Consider the following 17613-nt stretch of genomic DNA (forward strand, 5'->3'; position numbering starts at 1 on the left):
GAATGGGTTTTGGTAAGCCAATAGGCGACCGGTTCGATAGTAATCATCAGTCTCGTTGATAAGACGGCCTGAGTAGAGCGGTTGCTTCTGTGTCGACCGCGAGTTCCCAGTGGGCCAGTGAGGGGACTGCTGCGCAGTCCGACGGGAGCAAGCTCCCTCGCCACAGGTTATTGGGTGACCCTCTCGCGTTGGTGTTCAGGCGTGGGTTTAGGGTAATGCTTTCTCCACTAAGGCTGAACCCTTAGCGCCCGGATGATGAACGCATGCAGGCTGTTCACCGCTTTGGAGCTTCGAGAGGCCCGGCTGCGCAAAATCGAAACGTCCATGGGTTCAATGGCTGCCAAACCGTGCTCCTCACCCAAGACTTGTAGCGATGGCTGCACGGTGCATTGGGTGATCGCGGCAATTGCGAGGCCACCTTCGACAGCAGCCACCTGGCCGGCAAGGCTGGAGCTGTTGTAGACCACCTTGAATTCGCGGCCCTGTTGGGTCAGTGAGTTCACCGCATACCGCCGCGCCAGGCTTGCGCTTTCATAGACGGCGATGGGGAGCGGGTCGCGTCGCCACAGTTCGAACTGCGGGGAGCCGACCCAGACCATGGGTTCCTTGAACAGAAAGGTACCGCTCTGGGGCGAGTCCCTGGACACCAGCGCCAGGTCAAGGTCGCCGCTGCGCAACTGCGGGATCAAGGTGGTCGACTGTTCACAGGTCAGTTCGATTTCCACACCGGCGTAGCGCGGCGAATAACGCTTGAGCAGCGGTGTGAGGTACCTGGCCGCGTAGTCTTCCGCGACGCCAAGACGGATGCGCCCGGTCAGCTCTTCACCGTGGAACGCCGCCTGGGTTTCAGCGTGCAGGGCGAGCATGCGGCGGGCGTAGCCCAGCAGTGTCTGGCCGTCGGCGGTCAGTTGCAGGTGCCGGGGGCCTCGGCTCAATAATTGCCGTCCAAGGGCGGCCTCGAGTTTTTTCATCTGCATGCTGACGGCGGACTGCGAGCGGTTGACCTCATGGGCGGCGCCCGACAAGGAGCCGGCATCCACCACGGCCACAAAGCATTTGAGCCAATCGAGTTGCAAGTCACTGGCCGGCATCGCGCTTACCTCTATTCGTTAATCGAATGGCTGTGACGTGAATTATGCGCTTTTCATGACTGTTTGTTCACCCGCAAGATTCTGGCCTGGCTCACACCTACTGGATCGGATCATGCCCTTTGATACCTGGTTGCTTTACCTGGCTACCTGCTTCGGCATCGCGGTGGTGCCGGGGCCCAATGCGTTGTTGGCGCTGACCCATGGCGCGCTTCACGGCAATCGGAAGACGCTGTTCACCATCACCGGCGGCGTGCTCGGTTTTGCCATCGTGCTGTCGCTTTGCGCCTTGGGGTTGGGGGCGCTGATCCAGGCGTCGGCCAGTTGGTTTTTTGCGTTGAAGGTGGCCGGCGGGCTGTACCTGATCTGGCTGGGCTTCGGGCTGTGGCGGGCGGCACCGGTCAGCCTTGAGGCGACCGGCGCGACCAGCTCGCGGAGCTGGTCGCTGTTCCGTCAGGGGCTGGTATCGGCAATTTCAAACCCCAAGGCCTTGTTGCTGTTTACGGCGTTTATTCCACCTTTCCTGGATTCCCACCGCAGCATCATCGCGCAGACGATCACCATCGCGCTGACTTACGCCGTGGTGGAGTTCATCGTTGAATACCTGGTGGCGAGCGCTGCGCACCGGGTCCGGCCTTGGCTGGCTCGAACCGGGCGTCGGTTCAATAAAGTCTGTGGCGGGTTCTTCGTACTGTTTGGGTTGGCCCTGCCTATCCATGCCTGAGGGCACATGCCCACCCCATCAAGGGTGCTCGATCACCATCACCGCGGTGGTATCCGCTTCAAGCGCTTCAAACACATGGGGCGCATTCGCCAGGTAGCTGATGTAGTCGCCAGCGTAGAGCAGCACGGGTTCATTGGCCGGGCCGATATTCGCGCTGCCGCTGCACAGCACCACATGCTCGACGGTGCCGGCCGGGTGCGGCTGTGACAGGCGCACCTCACCAGGCTGCACCTTGAGCCGGTAGATATCGCGCCGCACCCCCGCCGGGCAATCGGCAAGCAGTGTCGCCGCATAGTTGGCGGTTTCGGCATAGGTGGTCATGCCTTCGTTGGCGCGAATCACCCGCAGGTTTTGCTGGGGCTGTTCGAAGAACCGGGTGACTTGCAACCCCATCGCCATGGCCAGCGACCACAACGTTTCGATGCTGGGATTGCCAATGCCGGATTCCAGCTGGGACAAGGTCGACTTCGCCACGCTCGCGCGTTTCGCCAATTCGGTCAACGAGAGCCCGGCAGCCAGACGTTCGCGCTTGATAGACAGGGCCAGCAGATCAATTCGACTCGGATTGTTGCTGAACAGGTTGTTCGTTATGTCGTTCATTTGTTTTATAGATCATCCTAAAATGGGTTGACGCTCTGTTACACCTTGTTCAGTATAGTGGTCATTAGTTCATTATAAAGTTCGTATTGCCGAACCCTGGCCAGCAAACAGGTGGCTTAGGTTACGGCAATGCCTGCCGCAAGGAAGCAGTGTGTGATGAAGTCGCAAGCCCGTGGAACGCTCGAAATGATTTCGGCCATGGTGATCTCCGGCACGGTGGGCTGGTTTGTCATCATGTCGGGCCAGAGTCCCGAGGCCGTCGTGTTCTGGCGCTGCCTGTTCGGCGCCATGGCGATGCTGGTGGCGTGCCTGGCGCTCGGCGTGCTGCGGCGTTCCCGGATCACTGCGCGGCAATTCATCCTGGTGTGCCTGGGCGGGGTGGCGTTGATCCTCAACTGGGTGTTGCTGTTCAGCGCTTACCGTTATTCCTCCATCGCCATCGCGACGGTGGTCTACCACATTCAGCCTTTCATGCTGGTGGGCCTGGGTGTGCTGTTCTTTGCCGAACGCCTGAATGCCGCCAAGGTTGGCTGGCTGCTGGTGGCCTTCGCCGGCCTGATGCTGATCGTGTCCGCCAAGGGCAGCGGCCAGGCCACCGGCGCCGATTACCTGCTGGGTGTTTGCCTGGCCCTGGCTTCGGCCTTCTTCTACGCCGTGGCCGCGGCGATCACCAAGCGTCTCAAGGATTTGCCCGCGCATCTGATCGTGCTGATCCAGATGGTGGTGGGCGTCCTGGTGCTGGCGCCGTTCGTGGATTTCTCCACGGTGGGCGCGATCGATGGGGCCTGGACTTACCTGATCATCATTGGCGTGGTTCACACGGGGCTTATGTCGACCCTGCTGTACAGCGCCATTCAAAAAATTCCCACGGCATTGGTGGGGGCGCTGTCGTTCATCTATCCGATCGTTGCCATCGTGGTCGATTGGGTGGCCTTCGCCCATCCACTCGGCGTGCTGCAGGTGGTGGGCGCGGCCGCCATCCTGCTGGCGGCGGCCGGCATGAACTTCGGCTGGTCGCTGGGCAAGGCGAGGTGCCAGGAAGTGACTTAGGGCCTGGCGCGACATCGCAGGCCATCTGAACCATCGTTGAATCAAGGGAGTTGATCGTGACTGTGATCCTGTGTGGCCTGGGAGGCTGTCTTCCGCCTCAGATAATTGACAATCAGCAGATTTCCGACGGGCTCGATACCACTCCCGAGTGGATCGAATCGCGCACCGGCATCCGTGAACGAAGGATGGTCAGTGACGGTTTGAGCGTACGCGACCTGGCGATCAAGGCCGGTGCCCGGGCGCTCGCTTCGGCGGGCGGGCGGGCGGTGCAAGCGGTGGTGGTCGCGACCACCTCCCCAGACCGCATCTGCCCGGCGGTGGCGCCGGAAGTGGCGTCGGCACTGGGCCTGGGTGATATCGCCGCCTATGACATGACCTCCGCCTGCAGCGGTTTCGTCTACGGGCTGGCGACCGCTTCCGGGCTGATCGCCGCGGGCATTGCCGACAGTGTCTTGTTGATCGGCGCGGAAGCGTTCACCACCTTCGTCAACCCGGAGGACCGCGCCACCCGGCCGATCTTCGGTGACGGTGCCGGGGCGGTAGTGCTGCGCCGTGGCGAGCCGGACGAGGACGGCGCACTGGGTTGCTTCGACCTGGGCAGTGACGGCGCGCGTTCGGACTTGCTGGCGATTCCGGCGGGCGGCTCGCGCCAGCGTTCAGCCAGCGTCGGGCTGGGCCATGGCACGGTAGCGCCGAGCGAGTTCTACCTGCACATGGACGGCCGCGCGGTCTACGAACAAGCCGTCGCCCGCATGTCTACCTCGGCCCAAAGCGTGCTGGACCGTACGCAATGGTCGATGGACCAGGTGGACTGGTTCGTCGGTCACCAGGCCAATGTGCGCATCCTGCAATCCGTGGCCTTCGAGCTGGGCCTGCCTGCCGAAAAGGTCGCGGCGAATATCCAGCGCCTGGGCAACACCCTGACCGCCTCCATTCCGCTGCTGCTCAATGACCTCGCCCTGAGCGGCGACCTGCAGGCCGGCCAGCGGGTACTGGTGAGTGCATTCGGTGCGGGGCTTTCGTGGGGTTCTACCGTACTGCGCTGGCCGCAACTGACCACCCGCAACAGTGAGTGGCAAGACTGATTCAGTTTTTTCCCAACCTACAGTTCCACACAACAGGAGTCATGTGATGACCGTAAGTAACGAAGCAATCGCCCAAGCCATTTCCGCGCGTTTCAACATCGAAGAAAGCCGTATCGTTCCCGAGGCCTCCCTCGAAGACCTGGGTTTCGACTCGCTGTCGCAGGTCGACCTGGCCCAGTTGCTGAGAAAGAAACTCGGCGTGCAAATCAGTGATGCACAGCTGTCGGACGTCGCCACGGTCGGTGACGTTCTGGCGCTGGCCAACGGTAAGGCGTGATGGGCGCCGAGGCTGTGGTGGTGACCGGCATCGGCCTGGTCACGCCGGCCGGCATTGGCATCGAGGCGAACTGGCGGCGGGTGTTGGCAGGTGAAGCCACCGCCGCGCCAGACAAGACCCTCGAAGCGTTGCCGGTGGGGATCTCTTGCCGAGTACCGAGTTTCGACAGCGCTCTGCTGGGGGTGAAAAGCCCCTGGCAGTGGGACCGTTACGCGCAGTTCGCGCTGCTGGCGGCGCGCCAGGCCCTGGAGGATGCGGGGCTCGAAGCGGGCAACTGGAAAGACGAGAGTCGCGTGGCCGTCATCATCGGTTCGGGCGCGGGAGGCACCGCCACCCTGGAGCAACAGCACGCCGTGCTGCTTGCTGAAGGTGCCGATGATATTTCCTCGCTGACCCTGCCCATGGGCCTGCTGAACATGGCTGCCGGCCAGGTGGCCATTGAGCTGGGCGCACGCGGCCCGTGCCTGGCGCCGTGTTCGGCCTGTGCTTCCGGCGCTTCGGCGCTGGGCATGGCCAAGGACCTGATCAACCGTGGGGTTTGCGACATTGTGGTGGCCGGCGGTGCAGAAGCCCCGATCACTCCGCTGTATGTCGCAGCGTTTGCGAAGATGCGGGCGTTGTCGCGCAACACTGACGCGGGCGGCGCATCGCGCCCGTTCGATGTGGCGCGGGACGGCTTCGTCATCGGCGAAGGCGCGGGGATATTCGTGCTCGAGTCCGAGGCGCATGCCAAGGCCCGTGGTGCGCGGAGCAGGGGGCGCCTGCTCGGCTACGGTGCTTCCGCCGACGCTCACCACGTGACGACGCCTCACCCTCAAGGGCTCGGTGCGCGGTTGGCGATGCAAGGTGCGTTGCGTGATGCGGGCATCGAGGCGGGCGCTGTGGATTACGTCAACGCCCACGGCACTTCGACGCCGGGTAACGACGTGACCGAGTCGAAGGCCATCGCCGAGCTGTTCGGGCCGCAGATTCTGGTCAGCTCGACCAAGGGCGTTACCGGGCATCTGTTGGGCGCTGCCGGTGCCATCGAGGCGGCCTACACCTTGCTCGCCCTTGAGCACGGGCAAGTACCGCCGACGGCCAACTTGCGCAACCCCGACCCGCTGATCGCGGTTGACCTGGTCCAGGGCCAGGCCCGCACCCAACCGATCAAGGTGGCGCTTTCCAATTCGTTCGGATTTGGCGGCCAGAACGTCTCACTGGTGTTCGCCGCCTGAGACGCTGCCGCTCACTGCACAGGACATGTCATGACTGATTCAAGCATCCCGGGCGCTGACGCCCTGAAAGCGCGCGATGAACTGCGCGACGTGCTGTTCGCTGGCACGTTTGAAAGCCATCACCAGAGTATCCGCGAGGTACTGCTCGACCCGATCTTCGACCCGCAGTCGGGCCTGAACATGGAGCAGGCCGGGCGGCTGGCCTATGCCCGCAGCCGTCATGTGCATGGAGCGCTGGAACGCCCGCTGGAGATTCTCGCCAACCCGCGCCGGCTGTTTGCCCTGGCCGAATGGCCGAGCCTGCTGGACGTCGCCAGCTTCTCGTTGCTGATGGTCCACTACAACCTGTGCCTGGGCACGGTGTTCGACCATGCCCGGGACCGTTCCGACATTGCCGACCTCACCGAGGCACTGGACGGCCTGACCTCGTTCGGGCCCTACATGGCCACTGAACTGGGCTTTGGCAACAACGTCGCGGCGTTGCAGACCGAGGCCGTGTACGACCGGCAGAGCCAGACCTTCACGCTCAATACGCCGAGTGTGAGTGCGCAGAAGTACATGTCTTACAGCGGGTTTGGCGACATTCCGAAAGTCGCCACGGTGATGGCGCGGCTGAAGATCGAGGGCAAGGACTACGGCGTTTTCCCTTTCCTGGTCCGTCTGTCGACCGAAGCCGGCCTGTGCCCGGGTATCCGCGCCGCGCTGTGCCCGGAGAAACCGGTGCAAGGGCTGGATAACGGCCTGACCTGGTTCGACAACGTGCGGGTGCCACGCAGCAGCTTGTTGCACGGTGACATGGGCCACTTCGCGGAAGACGGCCACTTTGTGGTCGGCGCGGGCAATGCGCGGTCGCGTTTCCTGCGGGCCATGTCGCGGATCGTGCCGGGCCGTCTGTGTGTGGCCAGTGCCGCGCAGGGTGCAAGCCGTGCCAGCTTGTACATCGCGTTGCGCTACGGCCAGCAGCGCCTGACCAACGCGCCGGGCACCAATGACATGCCGGTCATCGAGTACCGTAGCTACCAGGTGCCGCTGTTCTCGGCGCTGGCCAGTACCTACGCGATGACCCTGCTGCTCAACGAGGCCAAGGCGCGTTTCCTGGCCAACACGGCTGAGCCGGCGGCCGATGTCGTCAGCCTGATCAATATCACCAAGGCACTCGCGACCTGGGATGCCAGCGCCGTGATTGCCGAGTGCCGCGAACGCTGTGGTGCCCAGGGTATTTTCAGCGCCAACCGCATCGCCGATTACGGTTCGCTGCTGCAAGGCCTGGTGACCGCTGAAGGCGACAACCTGGTGCTGCTCGCAACGGTGGCTGGCCAGTTGTTGGCCCAGGTCTGGCAAGGGCCGGAGCCGTTGCGCCCTGTGCGTGCACGGCGCCTGGCGGAGCCGGAGTGGTTGATCGCGGCGATTGCCTTCCGCGAGCACCAACTGTGGCTGACGATTCGCGAGGAGATGAACACCGACGAGCGCGGCTATTTCGAGGTGTGGAATGACGCCATGAACCCGGGCCTGGAACTCGCGCGCCTGCGGGGTGAGCGTCTTGCCCTGGAACAACTCTGGAGTGCCTCGCTGCATGCACAACAGGACGAGGCCAAGGCGGCGCTCAATTGCCTGGCATCGCTCTACGGGCTCAACCTGCTGCGCCGCGATGCGGCCTGGTACCTGGCCCATGAGCTGATCGACGCCGGCCAGGCCCTGTCGTTGCCGGGGCGGATCGACCAGCAGTGCGTGGCCCTGCGCCCGCATGTGTCGATGCTGATCGACGGCTTCGGCCTGTCGCCTGAACTGCTGCGTGCGCCAATCGCCCAGGACGACTACATCCAGGCCTTCTGCAAACAGGTGAATGCCAATGTCGACTGATAACGCCAGCGCGCTCGCTGCGCGCCCAGCCACTTCGGAGAGCCCCATGTCCGTGCACGTTTATCAATGCCCCGTCCGCTGGTCTGACATGGACGTTTATGGGGTGGTCAACAATGTCTCATTCCTGCGCCTGCTGGAGGAGGCGCGGGTCGACTTTATCTGGCGCCTGGGGGCCGAGCAGGGTGACGCGTTCTTCAGTGGCGGCTCGGTGGTGGTCAGGCATGCGATCGAGTACAAGCGCCCGCTGGTGCACCGTCACGAACCTGTGGCGATTCATATGTGGGTGTCGGAGGTCCGCGCGGCGGCGGTGACCATCGAGTATGAAGTGCGCGATGGCGAGACCTTGTGCGCACTGGCATCGACCACCATGGCGCCGTTCAACTACGAAGGGCGTTACCCACGGACCATGAGTGACGAGGAGAGCGCGTTTTTCGAGCGCTTCCTCAACCCGCGCAAGGCCGTGTCATGCGCCTGCTGAGGGTCGGTGCAGCGGGGCGCGAGCGTCCCTGCGCCGTCGCCGTCGATGGCTCAGTGCGTGACTTGAGTGCCTGGGTCGACGACTGGGCCGGGGCGTCCCTGGCGATTCCGGTGGTCGCGGAACTGGCGCGGCGTTTCACCCAGGGCTGGGCGTCGCTGCCCCTGGTGCACACCGAGCATGAACGCATCGGCCCGGCGCTGCGCCCGGGGCAGATCCTGTCGATCGGCCTGAACTACCACCGGCATGCCCGTGAGGCGGGCATGCCGCTGCCGGATGAGCCCATTGTGTCGAGCAAGTCTGTGCACGCGCTGGGCGGCCCCTTCGATGAGCTGGTGCTGCCTCTGGACGGCGACAAGACCGACTGGGAGGTGGAACTGGGCGTGGTGATTGGGCGTCGGGTCCAGTATCTGCCCACGCCGGCCGACGCCGCCGCCTGCATTCTCGGTTATTGCACCGCCAATGACTTGTCCGAGCGCGGTTGGTTGCTGGAGCGGGGCGGGCAATGGATCAAGGGCAAGTCATTCGACGGTTTTGCGCCGTTGGGCCCTTACCTGGTGACGGCCGAAGAGGTGCCGTCGCCCCAAGCGCTGGAGTTGATCTGCCGGGTCAATGGCGAGGTCATGCAGCACGACAGCAGCCAGGACATGATCTTCGACGTGCACCACCTGGTTCACTACCTCAGCCGCTTCATGACCCTGCACCCTGGCGACGTGATCCTCACCGGCAGCCCGGGTGGCATGGCCCTGGGGCGCCCGGGCCAGCCGTTTCTGCGGGAGGGCGATGTGGTGGAGGCCGAAGTGGTTGGCCTGGGTGCCCAGCGCCAGGTATGCCGCAGGTTCGATGGACGCTGACACGCTAATAAGGAAATGACATGACAGTTCCCGCCCAGGCTTTTTTCCGCACGGCGTTGCGCGAGGCGCCGGCCGAGTTGATCGAGGCCCTTGCCGCACGCTTCGCCGAACGCTTTTCCACCGCCACCGCTGTGCGCGAGCAGCACGGCCGTGACGAGTCGGCCTATGTCGACGCACCGTTGCCCCAGGCCGTGGTGTTCGCCCAGGGTACCGACGACATCGTTGACACGGTGCGCCTGGTCGCCGCCCACCGCGTGCCCTTGATTGCCTACGGTGCCGGCTCGTCGGTCGAAGGCCACCTGTTGGCCGTGCAGGGCGGTATCAGCCTTGACCTGAGTCAGATGAACCAGATTCTGGCGATCCATGCTGAAGACATGACCGTCACTGTGCAGCCGGGGGTTACCCGTCGCCAACTCGAAGAAGCCTTGAAGGGCACCGGGCTGTTCTTCCCCATCGACCCGGGCGCCGACGCCTCCATCGGTGGCATGTGCGCCACCAGCGCCAGTGGTACCAATGCGGTGCGTTACGGCACGATGAAAGAAAACGTGCTGGCGCTGCAGGTGATAACCGCGCGCGGCGAGGTGATCCGCACCGGTACCCGGGCGAAGAAGAGCAGTGCCGGCTACGACCTCACTCACCTGATGGTCGGCAGCGAAGGCACCCTGGGCGTCATCAGTGAAATCACCTTGCGCCTGCACCCGGTACCGGAGTCGATCTGTGCCGCGGTGTGCTCGTTCGACAGCATCGACCAGGCGGTGAACGTGGCGATCCAGGTGATCCAGTCCGGGATCGCCGTGGCGCGCATCGAGTTGATCGACGCCAATACCGTGCGCATGGTCAATGTGCACAGCAAGCTGGAATTGCCCCAGGCGCCGATGTTGCTGATGGAGTTCCATGGCAGTGAGCTGGGCGTGCGTGAGCAGGCCCAGGCCGTGGAGGCGATCGCCAGTGACTGGGGCGGCCAGGCGTTTCAGTGGGCCACCAGCGTGGAGGACCGGCGGCGGCTCTGGACGGCGCGGCACCATGCCTATTTTGCGGCGATTCAGTCGCGCCCCGGTTGCCGGGCGATCAGCACCGACACCTGCGTGCCGATCAGCCGCCTCGCCGAGTGCCTGCTGGAGTCCATTGCCGAAGTCGATGCGACCGGCATGCCGTATTTCCTGGTGGGGCATGTGGGTGACGGGAATTTCCACTTCGGCTACCTGGTCGACCCTGAAGACCCCGAGCAATGGGCGCTGGCCGAGTCCCTGAACGATCGCCTGGTGGCCCGCGCCATCCGCCTCGCCGGCACCTGCACCGGCGAGCATGGTGTTGGCCTGCACAAGCAGGGGTACCTGCTCGACCAGGCGGGCGAGGGCGCCGTGGAGATGATGCGCGCGATCAAGCGCACGCTGGACCCGGACAATATTCTCAATCCCGGAAAGATCTTTTCCTTCGACAAACCTGCCAGGGAGGCACGCCCATGAACACTGCATCTAACGCAAACGACGCGAATATGCGCACGGTATTGGTCACCGGAGGCTCTCGCGGGCTTGGCGCGGCGGTGGTCGCAGACCTCGCGGCGCGGGGCCTGAACGTGTGTTTCACGTACCTCAACAGCGACGAGCAGGCGCAACAGTTGGCGGCGTCGCTGGGAGCGGACAAGGTGTTGCCGGTGCGCGCCGACGGGCGTGACGCGAGTGCCATTGCGCAGGCGGTCAAGCAGTGCATCGCGCATTTTGGCGGCCTCGACGGATTGGTCAATAACGCCGGTATTACCCGCGACCGCGGTGCACTGGCGATGAGCGCCGAGCATTGGCACGACGTGATCGGCGGCAACCTCGACAGTGCGTTCTACGCCTGCAAGGCGGTATTGCCGCTGTTCGTCGAGCAGGGCCATGGTGTGGTGGTGAACATGGCCTCGATTTCCGGGCTGGTCGGCGTCGCGGGCCAGGCCAACTATTGCGCGAGCAAGGCCGGGTTGATCGGCATGACACGCTCGATGGCGGTCGAGTTCGGCGCGCGTGGTGTGCGGATCAATGCGGTGGCGCCGGGCTTCATCGACACAGACATGACCCGCAAGCTCAACGAGCGGCGCGTAGCCGAGATGGAAAACCGCATCCCCATGCGTCGCTTCGGCACCCCGCAGGAGGTGGCCAAGGTGGTGGCGTTCATGCTCTCGGATGATGCCGCCTACATCACCGGCCAGGTCATGGTCGTGGACGGTGGCCTGGTGACCTGAGCGGTCTGGCGGCCCCGGTACTTTGCCTTTTCGGAGCAGATCGACATGACAAGGGATGCCAGGCTCGGGGGCATGCGCCAGGTGGCTGCGCTGTTGCGCTGGAGCGCCATGGTCATGGTGGTCCAGGCCAACTGCGGGCAGGCCCCGTGACCGGGGCCGTGTTCCACTTCTATTATTATTCGCTGTGGGTGCTCTGGCGGGCGCTGTCCTATGACCTTGAAGGATGGCGCAGCCTGCTGGTGGCGACGCATCTGGTTCAACAACATTGCCTGGGGCTATTTTGCGGGCCGCTATGATTCCTTTTTGCCATCCATCATGATCGGGCTATGATCGGCAGATCCGAACCAGACGCTTCACAGACCTATGCCCGTTGACCTGCAAGCCCTCTATCCCAAACTGATCCACTTGATGCTGGATACGGTGTTCGTGGTCGACAGTGAAAACCAGATAGTTTTTGTGAGTGATGCCTGCGAAGCGCTGCTCGGTTACCGCGCCGACGAACTGACCGGCAGCCTGATCACCGACTATATGCACCCCGAAGACCTGGCACGCACCCGCGCTTCCATTGTCCGGGTCATGAATGGCAAGCCCCACGTCGACTTTCGCAACCGTTACCTGCGCAAGGATGGCAGCGTGGTGCACATTTTGTGGGCGGCCTTCTGGTCTGAAGAAGTGGGCGCGCGGATTGGTGTCGCGCGGGACATCACGGCCCTGACACAAGCAGAGGAAGAGCTACGTTTCCTTGCCCATCATGACTCGCTGACGGCCCTCACCAATCGATCGCTGTTCAATGATCGACTGGACACAGCCCTGCAAGGGGCCCAGCGGCACGCCAGCAAGCTGGCGCTGCTGTTTCTGGACGTCAATGACTTCAAGTGCATCAACGATGTGCATGGCCATGCCATCGGCGACCGCGTGCTCTGCGTGATTGCACGGCGGCTGGAAGGCTGTGTGCGTGGCAGCGACCTGGTGGCGCGGATGGGCGGCGATGAGTTTACGGTGCTGCTGACGGACATCCAGTCGGAAGACGCCGTTTCCGCAAAAGTCGCGCAGATACTCGCCGTCATGGCCGAGCCGCTGAGCGCTGAGTTTGGCGCGGTGAAAATGCCGTCCTGCAGTATTGGCGTGGCGTTTTATCCCGCAGACGGGAAAGACGCCGACACCCTGCTCAGCCATGCGGACGGCGAGATGTACCGGGTAAAAAGAAACCGGTTTGCAGGTGAGTGACCTGAGTCAGGCCTCTACTGATGAAACCTGCGCCCCAGTGCATCCAGCCGCACCGCAATCGGCGGCAAACGCTCACTGCTCCTGGCCAGGGTCTCCACATCCTGCGCGGTGTTCTGCGCAATGCTCTGCACTGATTGCAGCCGTCCCACAATCTCCACATTCGCCGTGGATTGCTCCCGGGTGGTCGACACAATCCGCCCATTGAGCTGATCAATCTGCGAAATATCATTGCCCACCGCCCGCAGCATCTCCACCGCCAACTGGCTGTCTTCCACGCAGCGTTCCACCCCTTGGCGACTATCGTGCATGGCTTCAACCGCTTGCCGGCTGCCATGTTGCAAGCCTTCAATAATGGTCTTGATCTCCTGGGTCGACACCGCCGTGCGCTGCGCCAGGCTGCGTACCTCATCGGCGACCACGGCAAACCCGCGTCCTTGCTCACCGGCGCGGGCGGCTTCGATGGCGGCGTTGAGGGCCAGCAGGTTGGTCTGGTTGGCGATGCTGCTGATGACTTCCAGCACCGAGCCGATCTGTTCGGCTTGCACGGCCAGCCCTTCGACCGTCTGGTTAGTGTCGTGGAGGCGGGTGGCGAGCTGGGTGATTTCCTGCTGGGCGCGACCGACGCTTTCCTGGCCACGGATGATTTGCTGGCTGGCTTGGCCCGCGTGGTCGACGGCCTGTTCGACGTGCACGGCGATGTGGCCCATGGCGTCTTCCATGCGCTGCATGGAATCGGTCATTTGCGCGATTTCCGCCAGTTGATGGCGCGCGCCTTTTTCCAGGGTGCCGCTGGCGTGGGCCAGTTCCTGCCCGAGTTGGCCGAGGCCGTGGGAGTCACGGGCGACGCCGTCGATCAGGCCGGTGATCTGGGTCAGAAAGTGGTCGAAACGCGTAGCGAGTGAAACGTGGACTTTTTCCGGGCTGCCCTTGGCGGCCTCACCGCTGAACTGGGTGGTGACGGCGAGCATCTTTTCGAGCATCTCCTGGCTTTCTACCGCCTCTTTCTGGCTGTGAACCGCGAGGTAGAGCAGGGCGACCGTCTCCATCACCACGTAGAACGCGTGCACGAAAATCATGCTCCAGCCCCCGTGATGCTCCATCACAAACACCGGGAAACCCTGGTGTTGCAAGGCATGGAACACCACGTGGTGCACCGCGATGGTCACGGCGGCCACCAGGATGGGCAGCCAGTCGCGGTAGAAGGTCAGCACCGCCAGCAGCGCGAAGATACCGAAGTGCGATTCGATGACACCCTCGGCCTGGTTGATGTGCAACGCGGCCATCACCATCAGGCCAACGCCCAGCGCGCAGCGCATCAGGCGAGTGCCGCCGATGACGCGATAGGCCAGGGTAAGCACCACGCTGGTGCCGCCCCCGATGATGAGCGCTTGCAGCAGCGTGTCGTGCCAGAACGCCAGGCCCAGGGAAAACAGGGCCATCAGCCAGAGCAGGGCGAGCATGATGCGGTCGGCTTTGCGGTAGTGCTCGATGAAACGGGCTTGCGCGGGCATTCACTCGTACTCCATGTGGTCTGGCCAGGATCAGGCAAGCATGCGACGTGCCACACGCGCATGCGGGGGAGCGAATCAGCTGTAAGGGAGCTCGAATTGATTGATGCCAGGAGGTTATCGGCATCGGTGGGAGGGCCTTTAGAGGGGATAACGGTCAAAAGCGGTACTTATCGGACAACAGATTCAGCCGATATCGACGTTCATGGATATGTCCCAGGTGCCGGCACCGTTAGCCAGGCCGATCATCATCAGGCCGAGCCACTCGAGCGTCTGGGCCATCTGCAGACCGCCGACATCCAGCGGATGCAGCCCGAGACTTTCGAGGAAGGTCGAGACGCGCGCCTTGGCGTCTGCATCGTCCGCCGCGATGAGCGCATCGAGGCGTTTATCCTTGGCCAGTACGTGGCCGAAGAGGGTGTTGAACGCCTTGACGACCTGCGCGCTGGCCGGGGCGAGCATGACGATGTCGCCCGCCGGAATCTTGAGGAGCAGGGCATTCTCTCGAAGGCGCCCAACCCCGATGACCGGCGCAAGGATTTTTATGGGTTGACGGAGAAAGGCATAGACCTCATTCCGATCCTGCTGAACATCGTTTTGTGGAGCGCGAAGCACGATTCGCAATCGTACGTGCGTCCGGACTCAACGCTCTTTGAGCAGTTGAGCCAAAACCCCGCACAGGTGATCGAAGAGGTGAAAGCGCTATTGCGTGAGGGCGGATGCATCTTTCCAGCGGGTAACGAATGAGCCGGCGGCGAGCGGGTATCGTTGCAGCCGCAGGCAGCCCGTCAGACTTTCACGCAGGGCGGCAAACTCGGTTGGTGTCTCGGGAGGGCGGACACCCAAACTGGCGACTGTACTCTCGGCTGAATTGCGATGGGCTTTCGTAGCCCACTCGATAACAGGCACTCGCCACATCCAGGCCTTCGACGAGCATCAGACGGCGGGCTTCTTGCAGACGGAGTTGTTTCTGATACTGCAACGGACTCATGGCTGTCACCGCCTTAAAGCGATGATGCAACGTAGAGCTGCCCAAATTGGCTACCCGGGCGAGTTCTTCGATGCGTAAGGGTTGGGTGTAATGGTTATTCAACCAATCGATTGCCCGGGTTACCCGACGCGTTTGCGAATCACCGAGGGCAAGCTCATACAGGCGGCGTCCGTGCACGCCCCGCAGGAGGCGGTAATACAGCTCTCGCAGGGCGAGCGGAGCCAGCATGCCGATGTCCTTCGGCGTCTCCAGCAGCCGTACCAGGCGAAGTATTGTTTCCAGCAGCGGCACGTCGACTTTTTCAAGGAAAAGGCCAAGCTCCGGCTCGTCCGGCACGCCCGTCGGGGGAGCATCGGCGATGACCTGAGCGATTTCCGTGGCCTCGAAATCAAAACGGATACACAGGTAGGGCGCCTCCGGACTGGCCATCAGCACGCGACCGGAAACCGGAAGTGTCACCGATACCACCAGGTAATTGAGCGGGTCGTACAGATAACGGTCGTCACTCAGGCCGACTTCTTTTTGCCCCTGCACAATCAGGCAAAGTGCCGGCTTATGGACGGTATGGATAATTTCCGAGGGCGCGTCCAGGCGAATGACCTGCAGGGGCGCTATCGCGGTTTCATAGATCCCGGGCGCCGTAAACCGTTGCGTCAGCAGGCGAATCAGCTCATCACGGTAGATGGCTGTGTTTTGAAGGATGAAAGCATCGTGCTGTTCCATTTCAAGGCTCTCACACGTATTCATGAGCGTCTGCCTGGGGGATCCAGGCACTCTTGTTTTTACCACGAGCCCGTCGTAACGCCCAGTCGCGTGCACAGACACGAATAGGCAAAAGTTGCGCAGGTTTTGGCACGCGTCGATCAGGCCCGTACCCTTAATCTTTTCGACGTACCCCGCAGCAACGCCCGCGCTATCGGCGGTCGATGCTGACCTTCAATGCTTACAGCAGGAGCTACGGATATGTCGAACATTCAAAACAAAGTCGTCCTGATTACCGGTGCAAGCAGCGGTATTGGCGAAGCGGCCGCCAGGTTGATCGCCGCCAAAGGCGCACGGGTGGTACTCGGTGCCCGCCGTACCGAGCGGCTGGACAAACTGGTGCGCGAGATCCAGGCCGAAGGCGGCTCGGCAAGTGCCAGCGCACTGGACGTTACGGATCTGGACTCCATGCAGGCGTTCGTGGCGTTCGCCAAGGCGCAACATGGAAAGGTCGACGTGATCATCAACAACGCGGGCGTGATGCCTTTGTCTCCCTTGGCCTCGTTGAAGGTCAACGAGTGGAACCAGATGCTCGATGTCAACGTTCGCGGGGTGCTGCACGGTATTGCCGCCGTCTTGCCGGGCATGGAAGCGCAAGGGTTCGGCCAGGTTATCAATATTTCATCGATCGGCGGTCTTGCGGTCTCTCCGACAGCTGCGGTGTACTGCGCGACCAAATTCGCAGTCAGGGCAATCTCGGATGGCCTGCGACAGGAAACGGACAAGATCCGGGTCACCGTGGTGTGCCCGGGCGTCGTCGAGTCCGAACTGGCCGATACGATTTCCGATGAGGGGGCCCGCGAGGTGATGAAAGCCTTTCGGCGTGTGGCTATCAACGCAGACGCCATTGCGCGAGCGCTCGCCTATGCCATCGAACAGCCCGACGATGTGGATGTGAGTGAGATTGTGGTTCGTCCGACCGCCAGCCCACACTGAGCCGTTCGGATGGATGGCATGCTTGAGTTCGCAGGCAGTCGTTCATGAACGGCTGCTCTCGTCCGATTGTGGCACGTCACGAATGGCAGCTGGCGAAAGTGGCATTTGGAACAGCCCAGCCCCGCGTTGGGCTATTTGCCTCGCGGCTCAGTCACCTACCTGGTTTCGAGCTATTGCGATGCCTTGCGACAATGCATGCATGACATCCGCCGCCATTTCCTCAGTACTGTTCAACCCGTCCACTCTGACAATCGGTACTGTTTGCTGCGACATCCAGCGCTCGTGCCACGCCCTGTTGCGTCCGGCAAAGGTCGGGTCGTCGTACTGGGATGCCCATTTCCGGAAGGCCACATGTATTTCATACATGTCGCCACCTGGTGCGATTCGATCTCCGAAGAGCGCCTTTTCACGTGCAGCCAAGCGTTCAAGACGAACCGGGGTAGGCGTTGCCACAAACACAATCAGGTCGGCGTCGTTGATCAGTGCATTTCCCCAGCCCATACAAGAGCCGGTAAGTATCCAACCGTCATCACCGAAGCGTTGCTGAATCAGGGCCACGCGCTCATCGGGCGGGCGCTTGGTTGTAAAAGGGGGGTTGGTGGGCAACCAATAGAAGTCATCGACATCAAGATGGCGATGGCTGAGCAAAGAGGCGAGGGTACGGCCCAACGTGGTCACGCCTGCACATGAGGCGCCTGTGATGTAGATCCGCAAGGGTTTCCTCCATGAGTGTCCGTC

At 62.6% G+C, this 17613-nt stretch carries 18 protein-coding genes; 12 read left to right on the forward strand and 6 right to left on the reverse strand.

Going from position 1 to position 17613, the window contains the following annotated elements:
* Positions 1-227: 227 nt before the first annotated feature.
* A complete protein-coding gene (locus tag ACUN0G_RS26340; RefSeq protein ID WP_017475279.1) occupies positions 228-1091 on the reverse strand; it encodes a LysR family transcriptional regulator in 864 nt (287 codons plus the stop codon).
* Positions 1092-1203: 112 nt separating this feature from the next.
* On the opposite strand from ACUN0G_RS26340, the gene ACUN0G_RS26345 reads away from it, so the two are divergent.
* Positions 1204-1812, forward strand: a complete 609-nt coding sequence (locus ACUN0G_RS26345; RefSeq protein WP_017475278.1) for a LysE family translocator — start codon at positions 1204-1206, stop codon at positions 1810-1812.
* An 18-nt stretch (positions 1813-1830) separates the two neighbouring features.
* On the opposite strand, the gene ACUN0G_RS26350 is transcribed toward ACUN0G_RS26345, so the two are convergent.
* On the reverse strand, positions 1831-2412 hold the full coding sequence (locus ACUN0G_RS26350) for a helix-turn-helix domain-containing protein (RefSeq protein ID WP_258346571.1): 582 nt from the start codon (positions 2410-2412) through the stop codon (positions 1831-1833).
* Between the two features lie 156 nt (positions 2413-2568).
* Here ACUN0G_RS26350 and ACUN0G_RS26355 point away from each other — a divergent pair, with 156 nt between their 5' ends.
* From ACUN0G_RS26355 to ACUN0G_RS26400, 10 genes are all read left to right on the forward strand, one after another.
* Positions 2569-3462 (forward strand): DMT family transporter, encoded by an 894-nt coding sequence (locus ACUN0G_RS26355; RefSeq protein ID WP_421522948.1) that lies wholly within the window; start codon positions 2569-2571, stop codon positions 3460-3462.
* A gap of 56 nt (positions 3463-3518) precedes the next feature.
* Entirely contained in the window at positions 3519-4547 is a 1029-nt protein-coding gene (locus tag ACUN0G_RS26360; protein ID WP_258346569.1) for a beta-ketoacyl-ACP synthase III, read from the forward strand.
* A gap of 46 nt (positions 4548-4593) precedes the next feature.
* Complete coding sequence (locus ACUN0G_RS26365; RefSeq protein ID WP_226477312.1) at positions 4594-4824, forward strand: acyl carrier protein; 231 nt, start codon at positions 4594-4596, stop codon at positions 4822-4824.
* Entirely contained in the window at positions 4824-6041 is a 1218-nt protein-coding gene (locus ACUN0G_RS26370; RefSeq protein ID WP_445574717.1) for a beta-ketoacyl-[acyl-carrier-protein] synthase family protein, read from the forward strand. Before ACUN0G_RS26365 ends, ACUN0G_RS26370 begins: the two co-directional genes overlap by 1 nt.
* Positions 6042-6071: 30 nt before the next feature.
* A complete protein-coding gene (locus tag ACUN0G_RS26375) occupies positions 6072-7901 on the forward strand; it encodes an acyl-CoA dehydrogenase family protein (RefSeq protein WP_445574718.1) in 1830 nt (609 codons plus the stop codon).
* A 46-nt stretch (positions 7902-7947) separates the two neighbouring features.
* Positions 7948-8379 carry an acyl-CoA thioesterase gene (locus tag ACUN0G_RS26380; protein WP_076016944.1) on the forward strand — a complete coding sequence of 144 codons (432 nt, stop codon included), beginning with the start codon at positions 7948-7950 and terminating at the stop codon, positions 8377-8379.
* Positions 8367-9230 carry a fumarylacetoacetate hydrolase family protein gene (locus ACUN0G_RS26385; RefSeq protein WP_445574719.1) on the forward strand — a complete coding sequence of 288 codons (864 nt, stop codon included), beginning with the start codon at positions 8367-8369 and terminating at the stop codon, positions 9228-9230. Before ACUN0G_RS26380 ends, ACUN0G_RS26385 begins: the two co-directional genes overlap by 13 nt.
* Positions 9231-9250: 20 nt before the next feature.
* The gene (locus ACUN0G_RS26390) at positions 9251-10696 is read left to right on the forward strand and encodes an FAD-binding oxidoreductase (RefSeq protein ID WP_445574720.1); all 1446 of its coding nucleotides are present in this window, start codon (positions 9251-9253) and stop codon (positions 10694-10696) included.
* A complete protein-coding gene (fabG, locus tag ACUN0G_RS26395) occupies positions 10693-11451 on the forward strand; it encodes a 3-oxoacyl-ACP reductase FabG (protein WP_445574721.1) in 759 nt (252 codons plus the stop codon). Before ACUN0G_RS26390 ends, fabG begins: the two co-directional genes overlap by 4 nt.
* A gap of 363 nt (positions 11452-11814) precedes the next feature.
* Positions 11815-12678, forward strand: a complete 864-nt coding sequence (locus tag ACUN0G_RS26400; RefSeq protein ID WP_445574722.1) for a diguanylate cyclase domain-containing protein — start codon at positions 11815-11817, stop codon at positions 12676-12678.
* A 14-nt stretch (positions 12679-12692) separates the two neighbouring features.
* Here the strand turns inward: ACUN0G_RS26400 and ACUN0G_RS26405 are convergent, their stop codons facing one another.
* The 3 genes from ACUN0G_RS26405 to ACUN0G_RS26415 all read right to left on the reverse strand — a co-directional run bounded on the left by ACUN0G_RS26405 (position 12693) and on the right by ACUN0G_RS26415 (position 15900).
* On the reverse strand, positions 12693-14189 hold the full coding sequence (locus ACUN0G_RS26405; protein ID WP_445574723.1) for a methyl-accepting chemotaxis protein: 1497 nt from the start codon (positions 14187-14189) through the stop codon (positions 12693-12695).
* A gap of 183 nt (positions 14190-14372) precedes the next feature.
* Positions 14373-14810, reverse strand: coding sequence for a hypothetical protein (locus tag ACUN0G_RS26410; RefSeq protein WP_445574724.1), 438 nt, complete (start codon positions 14808-14810; stop codon positions 14373-14375).
* A gap of 172 nt (positions 14811-14982) precedes the next feature.
* Positions 14983-15900 carry an AraC family transcriptional regulator gene (locus ACUN0G_RS26415; RefSeq protein WP_093198180.1) on the reverse strand — a complete coding sequence of 306 codons (918 nt, stop codon included), beginning with the start codon at positions 15898-15900 and terminating at the stop codon, positions 14983-14985.
* Between the two features lie 240 nt (positions 15901-16140).
* Here ACUN0G_RS26415 and ACUN0G_RS26420 point away from each other — a divergent pair, with 240 nt between their 5' ends.
* Positions 16141-16875, forward strand: coding sequence for an SDR family oxidoreductase (locus tag ACUN0G_RS26420; protein ID WP_445574725.1), 735 nt, complete (start codon positions 16141-16143; stop codon positions 16873-16875).
* 147 nt (positions 16876-17022) lie between these two features.
* Here ACUN0G_RS26420 and ACUN0G_RS26425 read toward each other — a convergent pair whose 3' ends face one another.
* Positions 17023-17589 (reverse strand): ATP-binding protein, encoded by a 567-nt coding sequence (locus ACUN0G_RS26425; protein ID WP_445574726.1) that lies wholly within the window; start codon positions 17587-17589, stop codon positions 17023-17025.
* Between the last annotated feature and the right edge of the window lie 24 nt (positions 17590-17613).

It is taken from the genome of Pseudomonas sp. 32A (assembly GCF_052682255.1).